Raw genomic sequence first — 19,975 nt, forward strand, 5'->3', positions numbered from 1 at the left:
AGTTGTATCTGAATTGACCAAAATGCAAACCAAACTAAGAGCATACGAAATAGTTCCTAAGACCAATATATCCTTTCCAATTGGAACTATCCTAACCGTTGAAAAACTCTATGATGACCTTGATTTTCTCACTATCTTTGGTAAACACAAAAAACATGGCATTGACATCAACAGACTATTGAAAGGTCTTGTGAACTATAAACTCACAGACAATTTCAGTATCAAAAGTGGTGCATTTCATGATAATTTGAGTAAATTAATTGAAACTTCCAAATAGGATTTCCTGGCAAAAAAAGCAAAAATTGGGATGAAAGAGGAGACATTCTCTTTAGAAAAGGCTCAAAAATGTCAAACTTGGATTGTAGAAAATAGCGGAGAAGAACAACGGCTTGTGACTGCTAACTATTGTATTACTAAAGTAACCCCAACACACTTATCAAGATGATTGCTCCAAAATGTTTAAACAGTATCCGATTCTAAAGAATGATTTCAATAAATCAAGGTATTATTTTAAAAATTTTCTTACCTCAATCCAATTTAAACAAACATAAGGCAAATATGAAATTGATGTTGCTGTTGCAGCCCCAATTGCTCCGTACAGTGGAATTAAGAGGTAATTTAAACCAATGTTTAAGATTACACAAATTAACAAATTAAATGCTCTCTTTTTAGCCAAACCTTGATAATCTAAAAATGTACTTAAAAATATTGAAAAAGAATAACTTATTAAATAAACAGTTAATAATTGTAAGGGCAAAACTGATCCAAGGTATTCAATACCAAAAATTAATGGTATAAAATACCAAGAAAGAAAAATAATCACAAGAGATATCGTTGAAAATATCAAGGCATTAACCTTAAGCAATTTGTAGAACATTTTTTTTAAAGATTCTTTATTATCTTTGTTTAATTTTGCAAACACAGGCATTGATCCCATTGCTATTGCTAAACTTATGTGTGGCAGCTTTATTGTGATCTGTTTTGCAACGGAATAAATTCCAACTTCTGTATCTGTTGCAAGCAAACCAAGCATCAAAGTATCAACTTCTGTTGCAATTAAAAATCCAATACTTATAAAAAACAGTGGAATGCTATATTTAAGAATCTCTTTTGAAAATCCATCTGTTGACTTAGCATTGTTTCTTTTGAAATATTTTATCCATAATAAATAAAATCCAACTGTTGAAGCTACAAAATATGCAATCGTAAATGAGTTTATAATACTAATTACATCCAATGAAAGCTTTAAAGCCAGGAAAACCAATAATAATTTGAGCCCATACTCTATAAAATTTATGATGAAATTATATTTAATTCTATGTAACCCCATGAAGATAGCTTTTAAAAATTCGACCAATCCCGCCAGCAGAATTAATGGTGCACATAACAAAAAAAAGGATGCAAATTCGGGCCTTCCAACAAGTATTGCTAAAGGTCTATGAATAAAAATTATAACAATGCTGAAAAATAAACTGAACATTAGTCTTAATTTTGCTGAACTTTTTAAAATATTATATAACTCAATATCTCTATTATATTGAGCAACGTATTTTCGTGCAGAACTATTGATCCCAAAATAAGAAAATAAAAGAACTATAGTTAGAATTGAATAAAAAAATGACCAAGCACCAAATTTTTCAGCCCCTAAAACCCTAGCAAGATAAATATTTAACAAAAAATATAAGGAGAAAGAAATTCCTTTTGTGGCAAAGCTCCAAAAAGTTTCTTTTAAGAGCTTTTCTCTTAGAGAAAGAACATTAACCATTGCTCATCTCGAAAATATTATCTCATTTGTATCTTTTCTAGCTGGTACAATCGGTGTTCTTTTAGGAACACCTACAGGTATTATACTAATTGGAATATAGGTATTATCTACATTAAATCTAGAACAAAATAATTCATATCTGTTTTGCATATCTGCTTGTATTTTAATACCAATCCAACATGTTCCCAATCCCTTAGCGTGTAATATTAGTAACAAATTCTGAATAATGGCTCCCATATCTAAATAAGCATAATGTTTCTCATCTTTAGAATACTCAGTAATTTTTATAAGAGGGACAATTATAAGAGGAGCCTTATTATAAAATGTTTGTTTTGTAAACATTTTGACAAAATCTTTTTCGTCTTCATTTTCAAGGATTAAGAACTTCCATAGTTGACGATTACAAGAACATGGAACCCACTTTGCAATATCAATAGCATCAATTAAATCATCTTTAGCTACATCTTTTTCAGTCCATGATCGAATACTTCGCCTATTTTTGATTGTATCAAATAGACTAGCACTTTCATCTAATTTATTACATCCTTTTTCTGAAATCAAGTCTTCAACAAATTCATCATGAAATTTTGCTTCATAAATTAAATACCAAGCCCACCTTGTTATTTCATTTGATTGAATTCTTCGTCTGGCGAATTCATTTAGCAACAATTCTACTTCAAAAAGATATGAATCATAATTTTGGTTCTCGGTAAGTGCTTTATCAAGACTATGTCCTCTTTTTGACAATTGAATTTGTAATTTATCATTAGATAAACTTTTAGTCCTAATTATTAAAAATCGATGATATAGAATTGATTTAATTAATTTCATGAGGACTCCACCATTTTAATTTTATTAATAAATTCATGGCTTTTATGCTTCATGTCTTCCAATTTACATTCAATATTATATCCATATTCATCATTCCAAGAATTAGATAGTGCTAAACATTTATTAAGGAAATCATCTAACATAAAATTTTCAGAGGTAATGTTTGTGTAACAATCTAACATCTCAAAATCTTTCAACAATAAATAGATTTTGCTATTTATTATAGAGTCCATAGAATTTGATTCTATACTAACAAAAGGCGTATTATTTTTTAAGCAAAAAATCGTTCCGTGGAAGCGATCAGTTACACAAAATGAAAGATACTTGAATACTTCTGCCCATTCAAATGGATCTAATCGATCTCCCAAATTCAAATCAGCAAAAGGATTATACATACTTAATGCTATAATTTGATATCCAATTGACTTGAAATAGTCCGTTATACTTTTTGAAAAATTATCCCTATTATAAATCAAAATACCGAGAATCGGTTTGTTTAAATCAATACCTTCTTCGATTAATATTTTGTGAACATTTGTTTTTTTGATTTCATATAAAAATGTTGGGTCTGGCATTTTCAAAAAAGGAATTTCTGGATTCACACCTAGACTAGAAACAAAATTATGTGTATAATCATCTCTTACACCAATAAGATTGAAGTTATTTAAAGAATTACTTAATGATTTATTATATTTTTCAACCAATCTTAAATCAGATTTATAGGAACATACTGCATAAGCAACTTTTTTGCTGGCAATCTCATCAGATAACCAATAAATATTTGGAAATTTTGGAAATAATTTGCTATTTGATATTTTCCACACAACATCACTGCCTACAACAAGCAAATCATAATTTTGTTTCATAAAAAAATTTAGAGCCCCTTTATAGGTTCTAAAGTTTGGAAAATCTCTATCTAAAAAAATATTACGATTAACACAAGTTCTAAATTTGAGATACCTCTTTAAGTTATAGAGGGGAGCTTTTTTATAAGTCTTGAATATTTTTAAAATCTCATATAATTCCAGTCTTGGGGATCTATAATCAATTATTTTTACATCAAAATCATCGAAAGATTTCTGCAAAGAATTACATAGAGTGTAAGCCTGAAGAAAAGCACCATTATTTGTTACGTGATGAAAAGTAATTATTCTTATTTTTTTCATGACAATAGCTCCATTCATTCAAAAATGAATCGATCATTTTTCACAGAAAACTTTCTCTAATTGTATAATAATATTAAAGAATCGTTCCACATATGCATTAATCCCTTAAGATCATATGATATCTTGAATATCAAAGCCACACTAAATAGATGTTTACCAAACAGCATTAAATTGAGTAGTATCTGCCAAATTTAGATAGATACCATTTAATTTACCTAAATATTTAGATAAAGAATGATTAGAAGCATTTTCTAGGCCATTTGAAATTAACTTCATACTTAATTGGTTATTTTCTACAATTAAATTAATTTTTTCTACAATTTCATCGTGATTCATTGCTTCAAATGCTATTCCTGTTTCCATATCTTTGACGATCTCATTTAATCCATCAATATTACTTGCCATTACTGGTATTCCACATGATTGCGCTTCTAATGCAGTAATACCAAGCGGTTCCCAATGAGAAGGTATGATGAAACAATCGATACAACTGTAAAATGTTAATATATTATCTATAAAACCAAGATAAAGTACCCGTTCTTCAAGATCATATTTTTGAATCATATGTATCAATTTCTCCCTATCGGGACCATTTCCTACAATAATTAATTTTAGATTTCTATTTTTTAGTTCATTAATAGCTAATATCAATTCTCTCCAGCCCTTCCTTTCGATAGTCCTAGCAGCAAATCCAATCACATAATCAATCATATCTATGCCCAATTTACTTCTTTCATTGTTTTTATCATATGAATTAATACTCTGTAAGTTGAAAGTATCAGTATCTACAAAATTGATGAGTGTATTGCATTTACTAACACATATTTTTGCATCAGTCAATAATTTCTTATTCGTAGCTCCCGATACTGCAATGAACATATCTACTTTTTTTTGAGCTAGATTTAAAAATAATGGATATAGTATCCCATTTCTAAATATTTGTCCGTGTTCATGAAATATTAGAAGTATATCTCTAAAACATAATTTTTTTAATAAATATCCCATAAAAAATGACTTCTGAAGATGGCAGTGCAATATTTTGACATTTTCATTCCGAATTATTTTTTTGAGTTCAAAAAAAGAAAATACATCATATTTATTATTTGATTTTCTATAAAATATATTACCATTCGATTGAATATTAATTGAAGATTTTCTTAAAACATATAGAAGATGTTCAGTATCCCCATCCTTTTCAATAATTCCCTTTACAATATTCTGTGCACCACCAAGACCCATATGATCAATAATATGTAAAACTTTCAATTTATCTACCATAATCAAACTCCTATAATAAATTCAAACATTACATATTGGAATATTTTATAACCTTATTATGAAGCCCCATAAAATCAAAGGTTTTCTCCAGTCCAAGTTCTTCGTACAATCTCAAATATTCCCCACCAACTCTCATCCAATCCATATTTTCAGCAATCTTCCTACTCCTAAGCCCCATCTGTCGACGTCCTTCGGAATCATCAACTAGCCTAATAATAGCATCTGAAATTGCATCCGAATCACCCATGGGCATAAGCACACCATTTCCGTCCAGAAGCTCTGAAGTCCCACCAGTATCCGTGACAATAACCGGTAATCCTGCAGCCAAAGCTTCCAGTAGAGCATTGCTCATGCCTTCATTCAGGGATGGTAGAACAAAAATATCGCTGTTTCGATATATTTCAGCGATTTGATCATGGTCCACATAACCTTTAAAGTCCACCTTGTCAGTGATATTCAGATCATCTACTAATTTCCTCAGTTTACCTTCCTGGTTACCTTCACCAACAAGAATCAATCGTATCTGTTTATCCTTTAATTTATTAACAGCTTCTATTAGGTAATTGATACCTTTCCTCTCGATCAATCTTGAAACACAAACAATCCTTATTTCGTCATCACTTGTACTATCAAAATCCGGCTCAAACTCTGAAACATCGATCCCATTGTAGATCACGCCTATTTCCTGAGATGGTGATGTGTTTAGGGCAAGTTCCTTTAAGCCCTGACTGTTCGCAACCACCGCTACGGCATCAGTCCAGATCTTTTTGATGAGGGGTTTCAAGAAGATGTATTGAAAACCGAACCTTTTGTTGAAGCCTGGAACATCAGAGCCCCTTAAAGAAACAATATAAGGTATCTTTTTTCTGAACAGGTAGGCTACTGCACCACATGGAACACTAAAAAAAGCATGACATATATCATATTCTTTTTCCTTCATCAGCTGATCAATGAACTTTTTTGCTTTCCAGCTGTAGCTCATGATCTCACGTTGTGTCCAGTAGTGAATATCCTTTTTATTAACTGGTAATTTATAAATGGTGACAGTATCACCGATCTTCTCAGTTTCAAATTTGTTGGATGAAGAGGATGTGACTAGATCTACATCAAGACCCTTATTTGCCATTTCTCTTAAAAGGTACTTGCATGCATTGCTACCACCACCTCCCAAAGGCGGATACTCATAGTTCAGCATCAAAACTCTCAATCGACCAGCCTCTCGACCAGATAATTCTTCCTGCCCTCTCCTCCATAGTAAATCTTGAGCATGATATCAGCCAGAATACCGGAAACAATCAACTGTACACCGACCATGATCAACAATATCGCTAGTAGTAATAGAGGACGATCTGAAAGAGCCATCCCAAAGAACAACTTCTGAATACCAAGCCAACCCCCTATCAGGACACCGGCAAAACAGGATATTAATCCTGCACCTCCGAACATGTGAATCGGTCTGACAGAGTATTTCTGCCAGAAACTTATCACTATAAGGTCTAGGAATCCCTTGATTACCCTTTTCCAGTTGTACTTGGTGACACCGTAAGCCCTCTGGTGGTGTTGTACCTTCGTCTCACAGATGAGGTAGCCTTTCCAGAGTAGCATTGCAGGGATGTATCTGTGGGTTTCTCCGTAGAGTTCCAGATCCTTAACACATTCGTTGCGGTATGCTCTAAGGGTACAACCGGAGTCATGAATGAACTCACTGGTTATACTTCTTCTGAGCAGGTTGGCGAACTTAGAAGTGATCGTCTTGGAAAGGGGATCTTTTCGGTCGGCTCGCCAGCCGCAGACCACATCGCAATCTTCGGTTTCGAGCATCTCCACCAATCTTGGGATGTCTGTAGGATCGTTCTGCAGATCACCATCCATGCTGATTACGATATTCCCTTTTGCATGATCGAAACCTGCCTTCATGGATGCACTTTGGCCAAAGTTCTTCCTGAACTTGACTATCTTGATGTTCGGATTTTTCTCATGGGCAGCTTTTAATTCTTTGAAGGTACCGTCAGTACTGCCATCATCAACGAATACAACCTCATAAGTCCTACCATAATTATCAAGAGCACTTTCAAGAGCTAACACAAGGGGTTGTATATTATCTTCCTCATCGAGTAGAGGAATCACGACCGATATATCAATAGGATCCTCCTCAGGATCCATATTATTACTATCATTATATAAATAATCAGTAATTCTTTTCAGTTAGATCACCTCATTGGCCCATGGAATCAATATACCACTGCACGTACCGCTTCAATCCTTCTTCCAAACCGATCTTTGGACTATATCCGAGATCTCTGGAAGCTTTGTTGACATCAGACCATGTGTGTTCAGCATCGCCTTTCATGGAATCACTGTAGATGATCTCAGATTCACTGGCCGTGATGGAGACGATCTTCTCTGCGAGCTCACGGATGCTGATACGCTCTCCACCACCTATGTTATACTCACCTATGCCATTTTTCATTGCACGTATGTTTGCATCGACTACATTATCAATAAATGTAAAATCTCTGGTTTTATTTCCATCTCCAAATATCTCGATGGTTTCATTTTTCAGGGCTTTTTTGGTAAAAATGTTGATCGCCAGATCAGGTCTCATTCTGGGACCAAATACGGTGAAGTACCTGAGGGATATTGTATCAAGGTCATAGAGATCGTTGAAAACACGACAGTAATGCTCAGCAATAAGTTTCGATGCACCATATGGTGATACAGGTCGATTTGGATGGTTCTCATCGAAGGGTAGATATGAAACCTCCCCATAAACTGAAGACGAAGATGCATTGATCACCTTGCGTACTCCGGCCTTCACCGCAGTTTCGAGTATGTTCAATGTGCCTGTAGCATTTGCAGAATGTGATTTGGAAGGATAGTCCACAGAGATCCTTACTCCAGCCTGTGCTGCATTATGGAATACGTAATCCACATCTTCAAAAAGGTCATTTAATAACTGCTTATCAAGTATGCTCCCTTCAACAAGTTCAAAATATGGAGAATCCATGAGTGATTCGATGTTCTTTCTTTTTACTTGTGGATCATAGTATGGATCAAAGTTATCCAGACATACGACCTTACCCATATCCAATAGCTGTTTACACAGATGTGATCCGATAAAGCCAGCTCCTCCAGTCACTACACACCGCATGCCCTTTTAGAAATAGATGATTGTATATAACTGTTTTCAAATTGTGTAAATAGTTAGAAATAATTGCTAATAAAAAATGCAAACCTCTTTACATAGTGAAGGAAACTTAGTTTACTCACACGATGTTAAAAAAACCATAATGGTTATTTTCGCCCATACTCATCATCGAACCGAACAATGTCATCCTCTCCAACGTACTCCCCAAGCTGCACCTCAATAATTTCAAGCGGCAACTTCCCCTGATTCGACAGCCTGTGCCTGATACCAGCCTTGATGAACGTACTCTCGCCCTGTCGTAGGAAATACTTCTCGCCATCATTCTCAACGCAGGCCATTCCTTCAACAACGACCCAGTGTTCGCTCCTGTGGTGATGCATTTGAAGACTCAGTTTCTTGTGTGGAAATACAATTATGTTCTTGATCTTATGCCTTTCCGAATTTTCCAGGATCGTATATGACCCCCAGGGCCTGTATACAGTCTGGTGTAGCTGTACGCGTTCATCCTCCTCGTCCTTGAGAGCAGATACGACCTCTTTCACCTTCTGGCTGCTTTCCCTCGGGCAGACAAGCAGTGCGTCCGGAGTGTCCACAACGACCATGTCTTTGACATCGATCATTGAGACGATCTTTTTGGGTTTTGAATAAACGAGATTATCAGTAGAATTAACCAGCAGTGCATCGCAGTTGTAGATAGCATTGCCATTTTTATCCTTGTCGAACTCATTGTAGATCGCATCGAAGTTACCAAGATCGTTCCATCGGTGATCGATCTTTACAGTAGCCACACGGCCTGACTTTTCCATGATCCCATAATCAATTGATATTGAGGGCACCCTGCCATATATCTCCTGAATATCCTCCGAATTCTCAAATACATCAGACACTTCCGGAGCATGAGCTTTCAGTTCACTAAAGAAAACGTCCGTGTCAAAAAGGAACATACCGCTGTTCCAGAGACATCCTTCCTTGATGTACTTTTCAGCAGCCTCGAGATCGGGTTTTTCCTTGAACTCCGATACCTTATATCCGACTCCAAGAGGTTCACCGGGTTTGATGTACCCATAGCCTGTTTGTGGCGATGTCGGGGAAATGCCAAAGGTTATCAGATACTCAGATGCAAGATTTTCTGCGCTTGCAATGGTTTCCATCGCCCTGGTGTCGAGAACATGATCCGATGAAAAGATGCCAACGACGGACCTTCCGAACTTCTTAGTGATCTCCTGCATCCCATAACATATCGCGGGAAGGGTGTTCTTGCCCCGGGGTTCCAGAAGGAGATTTTCAAGAGGAAGCTCAGAACCCAGTTCTTCGACCTGTCCGATAACGAAGAACTTTTGGGATTCATTTGTCACTACGAATATCTCGGAGATATCGGATACTTCAAGGCATCTGAGGACTGTGTCCTGGAAAAGGGAAGTATCGTTCAACTTTAAGAACTGTTTTGGATATTTTTCGCGGCTTAATGGCCAGAGGCGTGTTCCCGAACCGCCTGCCAGGATGATGGATCTTATGTTCTCAGCTCCGTGATCGAACCATGTTTGATGGAATCGATTTGATTAACATCATAATAGTAAATTTCGTGTTAATTAATAGAATAACACATATTAAGTTCTTTTGTGCTAATCGTCAATTGAGAACAAAAGAATTCAGTCAAAAATGAGAAGAAAACAGATTCTACAACTGAATTAAAAGGATTTCCAGAAATCAAAAAGGTAATACTGGAGTTCACAACGAAACTTGTTACAACGACCCGATCCCCAACAACTGCAGGATCCCGAAGTTCCCCCAGATGACCATCAGATTGTTAACAACAAGGAACACACCAACAAAAGTGATAACTCCCCTGACCATTGGCCACATCTCGGAAACCTTAGAGTCTGAAGAGGACATGATGTCCTTGTAGAACCAGTATACTACAAAGACAAAAGCAAGCTTCAACACAAAGAATGCCCACACCCCGAACTCTGCGATGATCAAAGCCAGGAAACCGTTCTCTTCAACCCCAATATTCAGTGCCTGAGCTGTTGTGATAAAATCACCAAGTACGTAGAATAGCAGAATATATCTGATATCGTAAAGGAAGCTATTGAACTCCCTGAGAGAATACCAGTTCTGTGTGGAAAACTCCTGCTGCATAAATAATAATATCTGTGTACATTGTTATGTATGAAATGTCCACATAAATTCGTTTCATGTACACATATAACCTCAAGCCGTCTGTTGGCAACGAGATACAGGAACATCACTCAAAAAAGAATTGCCATGTAAACTTATGTAGTAGAATAACAAATCCAATTACATGGAACAAGACAAGAACACGATCGACATTACCTCATCACTTTCTGATAACAACTGTGATGCATACCTGATGATAGGGAACTCGAACAATGCAGACATATACTACTCAACACATTTTCTTGCAGGCGACCCTTTTACATATATCCAGACAAAACAGGGAGAGGAGATCCTCATAGTATCCACCATGGAGCTGAACAGGGCGAAGATGGAATCCCGGGTAGCCAATGTACAAACCATGCAGGAATACGGCTATATGGAAAAACTGAAAGCAAGGAAGGACGGGGAGCTTGCATACTGTGACTGTCTTGCCGAGATATTCCAGAAAAAAGGGGTTAAGCACATAATGGTGCCACATGATTTCCCGCTTTTCACCGCACAGACGCTGAAGGAAGAGGGATTCACAGTGATCCCTGCGAAAAGCCCTTTCAAGGAAATGAGAAAAAGGAAGGCTTCTGATGAGATCGAGAATATCAGGGCATCACAGCAGGCCTGTGAGAAAGCAATGGAAGATGCCATTGGACTAATCGCTGATGCAACCGTGAAGAACGATGTCCTGTACTCCGGCGATGAAGCCCTCACCTCGGAAGCCATCCGTGCGGCAATAGAGCATACCCTTCTTGACCATGGATGTGAGGCTGAAAGCACCATCGTGGCCTGTGGATTAAAGTCATCGAACCCTCACTGGGAGGGAGAGGGAGAAATTACCGTCGACCAGCCGATTGTCATCGACATATTCCCGCGCAGTAAGAGGAGCAGGTACTTTGCAGACATGACAAGGACAGTGCTTAAAGGGGATGCTTCGAAGGAACTTATGAATATGTATGAGGCAGTGCATGCTGCACAGGAAGCAGCTTTTGCAGTACTGAAACCCGGAGCGCTCTATAGCGAGGTCCATAATGCTGTCTGCGATGAGTTCGAAAAGCGAGGTTATGACACCATCAGGAACAACTCTGAAGTTGGGTTTATTCACTCCACCGGGCATGGCGTGGGGCTGGACATCCATGAGCAACCTTCTGTGGCCACGCAGGATGGAGAGGTCGAGGTCGGGCATGTGGTCACCATTGAACCAGGATTATACTACCCCGAACATGGGGGCATACGCCTTGAGGACATGGTCGTGATCACAGAGGACGGGTTTGAGAATTTAACAAAAATGGAAAAGGAATTTGTAGTTTAAGTCTACTAAGACCAATCATATATCAAAAGCTGGTGCAGACATATGGAAAATAAACTTCATGAGATCGAGGAGATAATCGGAAAGTACAGGAAAGCCGGAGAGATCCTCTCTACAGTTAGAAGTGAGGCGAAGGATAAGATCAAGGTCGGAGCAAGCCTTCTGGAAGTTGCAGATCATGTGGAGCAGAGGACAATCGAACTTGGAGGATTCCCTGCATTCCCATGCAACATTTCAAGAAATGACGAAGCTGCGCATGCAACACCACTTGCAGGCGATGGAACTGTCTTCGCTGAGGATGTCGTTAAACTTGACCTTGGAGTTCATGTTGACGGTTATATTGCAGATTCTGCCCTTACAGTGGACCTTACGAATCAGAATGGAAATCTTGTAAAGGCATCAGAGGCCGCATTATATGCAGCTATCGACACGGTCAGAAGTGGTGTGAACACCGCAGAGCTTGGAGCTGTCATTGAAGACACCATCCACGAACATGGATTCAAGCCGATAGTCAATCTCACCGGCCACGGGGTCGGACAATACCTGGCACATGTACCACCCAGCATCCCGAACAGGCATATCAACCACGGGGCAGTACTTGAGACCGGAGACATCATTGCCATTGAGCCTTTTGCCACAGACGGAGCAGGCATAATCTCTGACGGGGCACTGACTGAGATCTTCTCACTTGTCGGGAAAAAGCCAATACGCTTACCTGCGGCAAGGAAAGTGCTGAAAGAGATCGAACCTTACAGGACGCTTCCTTTCGCAAGAAGGTGGCTCACTTCAGATAAACTGGACTATTCCCTTATGCAGCTTGAGAAGGCAGGGATCATCACATCATACCCTGTGCTCAAGGAAATTGAGGGCGGTCTGGTCTCCCAGGCAGAACATACCGTCATTGTCACCGATGACGGCTGTGAGATAACCACTAAATGAAGGACTGGTAAAATGAGATCTGCACTGATACTGGTATTGGCAATTGTATGCATCATGGCCGTTGTACCTACCTCATCCGCATATTCATGGACCAATGAGATCGTCCTGGAAGAGGACGGAATGTCATGGGACTACACAGAAGGCTACACTGACCAGGTGGCTACATCATACAGAAGCTTTATCGATTCCGAGGTTGGGAATGACGATGACCATGTCAGTGCATGGGAACTCATGAAAGTAGATCATATCACAAGGAACCGGCTCAAGACATCCCTTATGGAAGAATTGGATATCACATTTGACAGCAGCTCAGAGGACGTACATGTTACAGATGTGGATGCGGAGATCTCACTGGACGTCCTGGGAAGCACATCCAAGACAGACGGCATCACCAACATTTATTTTGTGACTTACAGTTTTGACAGGAACTTCTTTGACATGGGCAGTAGTATGGCCTTTGATGGAGAACCGGAAACAGAGGTCTCCATCACCCTGCCGGCAGATGCAAAACTGCTTTCATACGATGGCATCAAGATCAAAACAATTGATACAAAGGACAACAGGACAGTTATCAATGGTTTCTTTGAAGAAGAGGGAAAGGTCACCATCGATTTTACCAGGGACGAAGTTGAAGCTGAAAACGAGGTTGAAACGAAGCTGTAACTGAAGTCGATGAAGCAGCCGAATGAGAAAGTCCTGAAAACATTAATATAAAGTGAAAGATTCCTTTTGTTCATGATAATAGAACAGATACCACTTGAAAATGGCACTGCTATTGGACTGAAGCTTGAGATGCAGAACGCACCCCTTCTCGTCATAAGAGCTGACAAGGGGTTTGTCATGTGCGGTTACCTCGATACCGAGATGGCAAATAAGCTAGGCGATGTTGCAGCAAAGGTCAGAGGAGTGAATGATCTCGAGGATGTGCTCCACGCTGAAGTGCTGGATGTCTCAAACCACGCAAAAGCCCTTGGTGTCAAAGCCGGCATGAAGGGACATGAAGCACTTGAAATGATGTTCTGAGAACATCTTATTTTTAACATGTTATACGCATTTGAACTGTCAGGTGAGCATGAAGACCTGCCACGAGCAGAAGTTCTTGCCTGCCTTGACCTTGTAGAACTTGAATATGAAGAGAGTGACTACTTTGACCAGTGTCTTGTTGTGGACATTGAAGGCGACCCACAGGAAGTGAGAAGGAAACTCGATTACGTCGCCGAACGTGTTGCAATGGCACACCACATCCTGAAGGTCATTGAGGTCGGCCTTGCTGATGTGGATACCATTCTTGAAGTTGCCGAAAAGGCTGATGTATCCGATCACATCAATCAGGACCAGAAATATGTAGTACGTGCAAAGCGCATCAAGCACAATTCCACCATTGTCTGCGCAGACATGGAAAGAAGTGTTGGCGGTGCCATCTATAGGAAAGGCTTCAATGCGAACCTGAAAGAACCCGATGTAGAGTTCAGGCTTATCCTTTCCGAAAAATGCGTCTTTGGTTCTGTCATCGCATCCGTGGACCGCAGTGCCTACGAAGCACGTGCGCCCCACAAAAAACCATTCTTCTACCCCGGCGTGCTCCGGCCCCGTGTGGCGCGTGCGCTTGTGAACATGGCCATGGTAAAAGAAAAGGACATTGTGTTCGATCCGTTCTGTGGCACTGCCGGAATACTTGTGGAAGCAGGTATTGTTGGTGCGAGAGTTATCGGACTGGAGGTTCGCTACAAGATCGCTGTCGGCGCACATATGAACCTGCAGCACTTTAATACCGACCACACCATGATGCTTGGAGATGCCTGCAGAGTGCCTCTTGTGGACGCGTCGGTCGATGCTGTCATCGCAGACCCGCCTTACGGGCGCTCAGCAAGGATCGAGGCAGAATCACTTCACCACCTCTACAAGGTCTCTTTTGCTGAGATGTACCGGGTACTGAAACCAGGCGGCACAACCATAATCGTCTCAGAGATAGATATTGCCGAGTTTGTAGAGGATGCAGGCTTCGTCACTAAAGCTCAGTATTTACAAAGGGTGCACAAGAGCCTGACTCGAAAGATCACTGTACTTCAAAAACCCGAATGATCGATGAATGGGCATTATGCAAACCAAATGATTTCGTGCAAAAATCATTTTCATACAAATGATCAATTGCCGTGCACCCTCATTTCTGCACAGAATTCTGTATCAGGTGCCAGTAAGCTGAAAGCTCCTTATCATAGTGGCTTCGTTCCCCGAACCTGGAATCGATCATCTGCCAGAAGCGTGGGCTGTGCCTTAATTCTATAAGATGTGCCATTTCGTGGAACACCACATACTCGACAAGATCTTCAGGCAGGTGCATCAAATGCCTGTTGAAGTTCAGCCGGCCAGCGGAACTGCAACTACCCCATTTTGTCTTCATTTTCCGGAAAGTCACTTTCTCAGGGCTAACTCCAAGCTCATCGGCGATCTTAGTGGTGAAAGAAAGAACAAGTTCCCTAAACTCAGCATCATACCTCCCCACAAGTTTTTTGGAAGCAGCATTCTCAATGGTTGCCAGTGAATCCGTGTAACGCCTGTATACCCACAGCCTGTGCCGCAGGATAAGTTGTTCATGGTCCGGAAAGCTTTTTGGAACTACGACATTCAGCCGGCCAGCCCTAAATTCCAGTCTTGCCCGCTTAACCTTGCGATGGCTAAGGGTGTAAGGGACATCAATTCCATTGATACCGATGTGATGGTCTGAGTTCATAACTCATCGGAAGGCGGAATTATTGGAAGGAGATGCTCCAGTACATCGGCCATGACCCTGTAGCGTACAAGATGGTCGTGCACACGCTCATGAGCCCTGCGTATGGCATAACCGTCCTCCATCCAGTCAATGGCTATCGGATAGTGCACATCCATGAAAACAAGGCCGTACGCATGTGCAGGTTCCAGGCCTTCCTCATAGGAATCAGGGTCAAGCATCTGTTCCAGCCACTCTTCGTCGCGAACTCCGCTTCCCACCATCATTAAGGCAGTTACTATCTTGCGGACCATGTTCCACAGGAAACTGTTCGCCTCAACATCGATGCGTGTCAGGTTACCACTTACCCTCACATCTATACGTTCAACTTTCCTAACAGTGGTCCTACCTGGAGCGGTAGTACAGAAATTAGCAAAATCATGACTTCCGATCAGAAGCTTTGAAGCAGAACGGATCTTTGAGATGTCATATTGCTCCCCGCACATGATGTAACGGTAGCTTCGACTTACAGCATGCCTGCGAGGATCGAAATTATCAGGCACCAGTGAATGTGCCCATGCCCAGATGGTTCCCGGGAGCTTTGAGTTGATCACACGGGGTATCGCCAGATTGGGCACATCAGTGTCAAAGGCAACTACCTGCCCCATGGCATGCACCCCGGCATCCGTGCGTCCGGAACTGATAAAATTAGCTGACTTTGGATCTTTTATGATCTCCAGCTCTATCAATGTTTTGAAAAGCTCACCCTCTATGGTTGGAACGTGTGGCTGGACCTGAGATCCCCTGTAGTTTGATCCGACATATGCAATTTTAAGCGCAACCCTCATTGAATCACTGATGCAACATATAGACCTCTATCTATAATATGATTACCATAATTCAACACATATTCGAGTACATAGAATAACAATCTGAATATATTTTTTTGCTTTTTATAAAAAGAGAAATACTTTAATCTTCATGCCACAAGTTTAAATACCAGATAATACAATCTAATCTAAATTTTTGAGGCGAAACTATGATATCAAAACAACAGATCTCTGAGATAATAAGCAAGTACGATCAAGAGGATCTTGCTATTGCAACCGTCTGCTCACACTCAAGCCTCCAGATCTTTGATGGAGCCCGTAAAGAGGGATTAAAGACAATCGGGATCTGTGTAGGCCAGCCTCCGCGTTTTTATGATGCTTTTCCAAAAGCAAAGCCTGACGAATATATCGTTGTTGAGAGCTATTCCGACATTCCAAATATCGCACAGGAACTTGTCGATAAAAATGCGATCATAATCCCACACGGTTCTTTTGTAGAATACATGGGCGGCAAGAACTTCGCAGAGCTTCCGGTCCCAACCTTTGGTAACCGCGCGGTCCTTGAGTGGGAATCCGACAGGGAAAAAGAGAGGGAATGGCTTGAGGGTGCAGGCATTCACATGCCAAAAAATATCCCGGACCCAAAGGATATTGACGGAGCTGTGATGGTAAAGTACTACGGCGCAAAGGGAGGAAGAGGTTTCTTCATCGCCAAGACCTATGAGGAGTTCATGGAGAACATTGACCCCAATGAGAAATTCACCATACAGGAATTCATACTGGGAACAAGATACTATCTGCACTACTTCTATTCACCACTTGAGAACGAGGGTTACAAGTTGAGTGAGGGAACCCTGGAGATGTTGAGCATGGACAGAAGAGTCGAGTCAAATGCAGATGAAATCTTCAGGCTTGGCTCACCAAGAGAACTTGAAGAAGCTGGCATACACCCCACATACGTGGTTACCGGAAACGTACCACTCGTTGCCAGGGAATCTCTGCTGCCACTGATATTCTCTCTTGGAGAACAAGTGGTCGAAGAATCCATCAAGCTCTTTGGCGGCATGATCGGTCCATTCTGTCTTGAGACAGTTTTCACAGACAAACTCGAAATAAAGGTGTTCGAGATATCCGCACGTATCGTTGCCGGAACAAACTTCTACATATCAGGTTCACCATATGCAGACCTTGTAGAATCCGGACTCTCCACTGGCAAAAGGATAGCTCAGGAGATCAAACAGGCAAAGGCCGCGGGTCAGCTGGATAAGATCTTATCTTGAACAAGGCTGAAAACCATAGAATTGCATCGAAATACATGAGATGCACCTGTGGTGACATACAATCAGAAGAGAAATAGACCACTACGATGTGGTCATCCTGGGTGCCGGAGATTTCCCGGCTCCAACGCTTTTCTAGACATCTCGGAAGCTGCATGAAGTGGAACTTGGGACGGAACAGACATGTTCATTCGATGCCAGGATATTCCAGAAAAAGAACCATTGTAACCAATCTATTTGCAACAGAAAACGACAACTGGATTTCAAGGGATAGCGTAAACGTCTCTACCACTGGAATACATACTGGAAGACCGGCAAAGGAATATTAGGGACTACCAGAGAATGCTGCTCTGACCTTTCAATCGAGACCCATTACGAAAGAAAAGCCCTCGCACAAACCATAGAACAGGAATGTTGTGGTCAAATGATGGTCAAACGGCTTCAAAAACTGCTTCAGGGACCACTGCAATAGAGCGCTTCTTTATCAGGAAGATCATAAGGCAAAGTAAGGATGACATCACACCTATGATAGTCGAGACTCCCAGCGGCAAGCCGAAACCAATCCCTGCATAGGAGATGTACGTCATGACAACCGCAGTCATAAAGAGTGCAGGAGCCGTTGCGATCCAGTGGAACTTGCTGTGTTTTGCCAGGTAAGCCGCTGCAGACCAGAGGACGATGGATGCCATGGTCTGGTTAGCCCAACCGAAGTAACGCCAGATGATCTCGAAGTCAACCCGGGAAATAAGAAATCCGAGGACGAAGAGAGGGATGGCCAGAGACAAGCGCTTGAGGAACTCTTTCTGAGAGAGGTTAATGATGTCAGCGATGATCAGGCGAGCACTTCGAAAGGCGGTGTCACCCGAAGAGATAGGCAGGATGATAACCCCGATGATGGCCAGGAGACCACCGAGAGGACCAAGCAAGGTGGTGGATATTTCGTTCACCACGTAAGCAGGACCGCCTTGCCCCAGAGCTGCATTCAAAGCGCTGGAGCCGTTGTAGAAGGACATGCCCAGAGTAGCCCAGATCAGGGCGATGATTCCTTCGCCTATCATTGAGCCGTAGAACAGAGGATACCCGTATTTTTCATTGGTGACACAGCGGGCCATCAAGGGCGATTGAGTTGCATGAAAACCACTGATGGCGCCACATGCAATGGTGATGAACATCAGAGGCCACATGGGCAGATCTTTCGGGTGTAAGTTCGACAGGGTCAGTTCGGGGAAGAAACTGTAACCTTTAAAGATCAGGGCGGTGATTAGCCCAATGCCCATAAAGATCAGGACAGCACCGAACAGGGGATAGATGCGGCCTATGATTTTGTCCACAGGCAAAATCGTGGCCAGAAAGTAGTAGCAGAAAATGATTGTCACCCAAGCTGAAACAGCCAGACCTGTCAGATTGCCAAGTAACTCGGCGGGACCGAGGACGAAGACCACACCGACCAGAAGCAGCAGAACAATGGAGAACAGGCGCATAAAATGCTTGAAACCGTTGCCCAGTTCATAGCCAACCACATCCGGGATGCTGCGCCCATCGGAACGTATCGAGAGCATTCCGGAAAAATAATCATGGACCGCACCACCAAAAATGGAGCCTATGACAATCCAGATCAGTGCCGATGGCCCATACAGGGCACCGAGGATCGGGCCGAAAATTGGACCGAGGCCTGCGATGTTCAGTAGCTGAACAAGAAATATCTTTTTAGGAGACATCCCCACGTAGTCAACCCCGTCCGCCAGTGTTGTGGCAGGGGTAAGACGGCTAGGTTCAGGTCCAAAGATGCGATCAACTGCCTTTCCGTAGAAGAAATATCCGCCTACAAGAAGAGCGACGCACGTAAAAAAATATAGCATATTACCTCGATCGACAGTTGATATAGCCATGTTAGATAAAATATTTGATTGTGTCATGAGAGGGCTTCATGCCCCTCATTTTTAACAATAATCGATCTTTTTGATATTGCGGGAATAATCCGTGAGATTTCCCCAATTAATCTGACAAAGCATCTGCAGGATACGTTCCTCCCATGTATTGCTACCAGTGGTGTACGGATTTGGAACCCATTCAGGAGGCCTGCTCCGCCATATAGGAGACATCATTGATCAGTTCAGAGGTCTCATTCATAAGCTCAATGGTCCTTTCGATAGCTTCGAAATCAATTTCCTGAGAATTGGTTTCCACGAACTCACCAAATTCGTACGAACGCTGCAGGAAATCTGCATACGTTGTTGCAACAGACTCGACCGAAGGAGACAACGAAAACCCTTCAAGTTCCTCAAGATACCTTTCGGAATCTTCCCTGAGCTTTATCCCGCCTTCCTCCAGCATGACACCATCCCTTTCAGAAGATGCAACCTTGATAGCTTCATAGTCATCAAGCAGGACCTCAGCAGAATCCGCAGTCCAGCGCAGGAAATCAATGTCTTCCATTGTCTGTGATATCGAGCCTTCGATCCCATTTACACCGTTCTCAATATCTTCGCAGCCTGCAACTGACAATGAGAAGAATACCATTAGCAATACGAGAAGGTTCCGATAAAAAGTTAGTTTCAT

19 protein-coding genes are annotated in these 19,975 nt (G+C 41.3%); 6 read left to right on the forward strand and 13 right to left on the reverse strand.

Features of this window, described 5'->3' with window-relative positions:
• Positions 1-505: 505 nt before the first annotated feature.
• The 9 genes from LI82_RS11340 to LI82_RS11380 all read right to left on the reverse strand — a co-directional run bounded on the left by LI82_RS11340 (position 506) and on the right by LI82_RS11380 (position 10,327).
• Positions 506-1,765, reverse strand: coding sequence for a flippase (locus LI82_RS11340; protein ID WP_048195828.1), 1,260 nt, complete (start codon positions 1,763-1,765; stop codon positions 506-508).
• 3 nt (positions 1,766-1,768) lie between these two features.
• Positions 1,769-2,596, reverse strand: a complete 828-nt coding sequence (locus tag LI82_RS11345; protein WP_048195830.1) for a nitroreductase family protein — start codon at positions 2,594-2,596, stop codon at positions 1,769-1,771.
• Positions 2,593-3,762: a polysaccharide pyruvyl transferase family protein gene (locus LI82_RS11350; protein ID WP_048195832.1), complete on the reverse strand. Its 1,170-nt coding sequence runs from the start codon at positions 3,760-3,762 to the stop codon at positions 2,593-2,595. Before LI82_RS11350 ends, LI82_RS11345 begins: the two co-directional genes overlap by 4 nt.
• Before the next feature lie 153 nt (positions 3,763-3,915).
• Entirely contained in the window at positions 3,916-5,040 is a 1,125-nt protein-coding gene (locus tag LI82_RS11355) for a glycosyltransferase family 4 protein (protein ID WP_048195835.1), read from the reverse strand.
• 28 nt (positions 5,041-5,068) lie between these two features.
• A complete protein-coding gene (locus tag LI82_RS11360) occupies positions 5,069-6,235 on the reverse strand; it encodes a glycosyltransferase family 4 protein (RefSeq protein WP_048195837.1) in 1,167 nt (388 codons plus the stop codon).
• 8 nt (positions 6,236-6,243) lie between these two features.
• Positions 6,244-7,203, reverse strand: coding sequence for a glycosyltransferase family 2 protein (locus tag LI82_RS11365; protein WP_048195839.1), 960 nt, complete (start codon positions 7,201-7,203; stop codon positions 6,244-6,246).
• A 52-nt stretch (positions 7,204-7,255) separates the two neighbouring features.
• A complete protein-coding gene (locus LI82_RS11370; protein ID WP_048195841.1) occupies positions 7,256-8,191 on the reverse strand; it encodes an SDR family oxidoreductase in 936 nt (311 codons plus the stop codon).
• A 143-nt stretch (positions 8,192-8,334) separates the two neighbouring features.
• Positions 8,335-9,702 carry a mannose-1-phosphate guanylyltransferase/mannose-6-phosphate isomerase gene (locus tag LI82_RS11375; protein WP_048195843.1) on the reverse strand — a complete coding sequence of 456 codons (1,368 nt, stop codon included), beginning with the start codon at positions 9,700-9,702 and terminating at the stop codon, positions 8,335-8,337.
• Positions 9,703-9,931: 229 nt separating this feature from the next.
• A complete protein-coding gene (locus LI82_RS11380) occupies positions 9,932-10,327 on the reverse strand; it encodes a hypothetical protein (protein WP_048195845.1) in 396 nt (131 codons plus the stop codon).
• Between the two features lie 163 nt (positions 10,328-10,490).
• Between LI82_RS11380 and LI82_RS11385 the strand changes: the two genes are divergently transcribed.
• The 5 genes from LI82_RS11385 (at position 10,491) to LI82_RS11405 (ending at position 14,684) form a co-directional block, all read left to right on the forward strand.
• Positions 10,491-11,666: a M24 family metallopeptidase gene (locus tag LI82_RS11385; protein WP_048195847.1), complete on the forward strand. Its 1,176-nt coding sequence runs from the start codon at positions 10,491-10,493 to the stop codon at positions 11,664-11,666.
• Between the two features lie 42 nt (positions 11,667-11,708).
• On the forward strand, positions 11,709-12,602 hold the full coding sequence (gene map, locus LI82_RS11390) for a type II methionyl aminopeptidase (protein ID WP_048195848.1): 894 nt from the start codon (positions 11,709-11,711) through the stop codon (positions 12,600-12,602).
• 12 nt (positions 12,603-12,614) lie between these two features.
• Positions 12,615-13,265, forward strand: a complete 651-nt coding sequence (locus LI82_RS11395; protein ID WP_048195849.1) for a hypothetical protein — start codon at positions 12,615-12,617, stop codon at positions 13,263-13,265.
• Between the two features lie 72 nt (positions 13,266-13,337).
• Positions 13,338-13,625: a YunC family protein gene (locus LI82_RS11400; RefSeq protein ID WP_048195850.1), complete on the forward strand. Its 288-nt coding sequence runs from the start codon at positions 13,338-13,340 to the stop codon at positions 13,623-13,625.
• Positions 13,626-13,643: 18 nt separating this feature from the next.
• Positions 13,644-14,684 (forward strand): TRM11 family SAM-dependent methyltransferase, encoded by a 1,041-nt coding sequence (locus tag LI82_RS11405; RefSeq protein ID WP_048195851.1) that lies wholly within the window; start codon positions 13,644-13,646, stop codon positions 14,682-14,684.
• Between the two features lie 79 nt (positions 14,685-14,763).
• Here LI82_RS11405 and LI82_RS11410 read toward each other — a convergent pair whose 3' ends face one another.
• Positions 14,764-15,333: a M48 family metallopeptidase gene (locus tag LI82_RS11410; protein ID WP_048195853.1), complete on the reverse strand. Its 570-nt coding sequence runs from the start codon at positions 15,331-15,333 to the stop codon at positions 14,764-14,766.
• Positions 15,330-16,157: a tRNA pseudouridine(38-40) synthase TruA gene (truA, locus tag LI82_RS11415; RefSeq protein ID WP_048195857.1), complete on the reverse strand. Its 828-nt coding sequence runs from the start codon at positions 16,155-16,157 to the stop codon at positions 15,330-15,332. Before truA ends, LI82_RS11410 begins: the two co-directional genes overlap by 4 nt.
• Before the next feature lie 191 nt (positions 16,158-16,348).
• On the opposite strand from truA, the gene LI82_RS11420 reads away from it, so the two are divergent.
• Positions 16,349-17,419, forward strand: a complete 1,071-nt coding sequence (locus tag LI82_RS11420; RefSeq protein WP_048195858.1) for a formate--phosphoribosylaminoimidazolecarboxamide ligase — start codon at positions 16,349-16,351, stop codon at positions 17,417-17,419.
• Between the two features lie 428 nt (positions 17,420-17,847).
• On the opposite strand, the gene LI82_RS11425 is transcribed toward LI82_RS11420, so the two are convergent.
• Together LI82_RS11425 and LI82_RS11430 are read right to left on the reverse strand one after the other, a co-directional pair.
• Entirely contained in the window at positions 17,848-19,332 is a 1,485-nt protein-coding gene (locus LI82_RS11425; protein ID WP_236622740.1) for a carbon starvation CstA family protein, read from the reverse strand.
• A 154-nt stretch (positions 19,333-19,486) separates the two neighbouring features.
• Positions 19,487-19,975, reverse strand: a complete 489-nt coding sequence (locus LI82_RS11430) for a hypothetical protein (protein WP_135607259.1) — start codon at positions 19,973-19,975, stop codon at positions 19,487-19,489.

The sequence above is a fragment of the Methanococcoides methylutens genome (genome assembly GCF_000765475.1).
Lineage (GTDB): Archaea > Halobacteriota > Methanosarcinia > Methanosarcinales > Methanosarcinaceae > Methanococcoides > Methanococcoides methylutens.

Coding starts and splice junctions, on each gene's coding strand:
- LI82_RS11340 (WP_048195828.1), bottom strand. CDS start 1,765: ATGGTTAATGTTCTTTCTCTAAGAGAAAAGCTCTTAAAAGAAACTTTT.
- LI82_RS11345 (WP_048195830.1), bottom strand. CDS start 2,596: ATGAAATTAATTAAATCAATTCTATATCATCGATTTTTAATAATTAGG.
- LI82_RS11350 (WP_048195832.1), bottom strand. CDS start 3,762: ATGAAAAAAATAAGAATAATTACTTTTCATCACGTAACAAATAATGGT.
- LI82_RS11355 (WP_048195835.1), bottom strand. CDS start 5,040: ATGGTAGATAAATTGAAAGTTTTACATATTATTGATCATATGGGTCTT.
- LI82_RS11360 (WP_048195837.1), bottom strand. CDS start 6,235: ATGCTGAACTATGAGTATCCGCCTTTGGGAGGTGGTGGTAGCAATGCA.
- LI82_RS11365 (WP_048195839.1), bottom strand. CDS start 7,203: ATGGATCCTGAGGAGGATCCTATTGATATATCGGTCGTGATTCCTCTA.
- LI82_RS11370 (WP_048195841.1), bottom strand. CDS start 8,191: ATGCGGTGTGTAGTGACTGGAGGAGCTGGCTTTATCGGATCACATCTG.
- LI82_RS11380 (WP_048195845.1), bottom strand. CDS start 10,327: ATGCAGCAGGAGTTTTCCACACAGAACTGGTATTCTCTCAGGGAGTTC.
- LI82_RS11385 (WP_048195847.1), top strand. CDS start 10,491: ATGGAACAAGACAAGAACACGATCGACATTACCTCATCACTTTCTGAT.
- map (WP_048195848.1), top strand. CDS start 11,709: ATGGAAAATAAACTTCATGAGATCGAGGAGATAATCGGAAAGTACAGG.
- LI82_RS11395 (WP_048195849.1), top strand. CDS start 12,615: ATGAGATCTGCACTGATACTGGTATTGGCAATTGTATGCATCATGGCC.
- LI82_RS11400 (WP_048195850.1), top strand. CDS start 13,338: ATGATAATAGAACAGATACCACTTGAAAATGGCACTGCTATTGGACTG.
- LI82_RS11405 (WP_048195851.1), top strand. CDS start 13,644: ATGTTATACGCATTTGAACTGTCAGGTGAGCATGAAGACCTGCCACGA.
- LI82_RS11410 (WP_048195853.1), bottom strand. CDS start 15,333: ATGAACTCAGACCATCACATCGGTATCAATGGAATTGATGTCCCTTAC.
- truA (WP_048195857.1), bottom strand. CDS start 16,157: ATGAGGGTTGCGCTTAAAATTGCATATGTCGGATCAAACTACAGGGGA.
- LI82_RS11420 (WP_048195858.1), top strand. CDS start 16,349: ATGATATCAAAACAACAGATCTCTGAGATAATAAGCAAGTACGATCAA.
- LI82_RS11425 (WP_236622740.1), bottom strand. CDS start 19,332: ATGACACAATCAAATATTTTATCTAACATGGCTATATCAACTGTCGAT.
- LI82_RS11430 (WP_135607259.1), bottom strand. CDS start 19,975: ATGAAACTAACTTTTTATCGGAACCTTCTCGTATTGCTAATGGTATTC.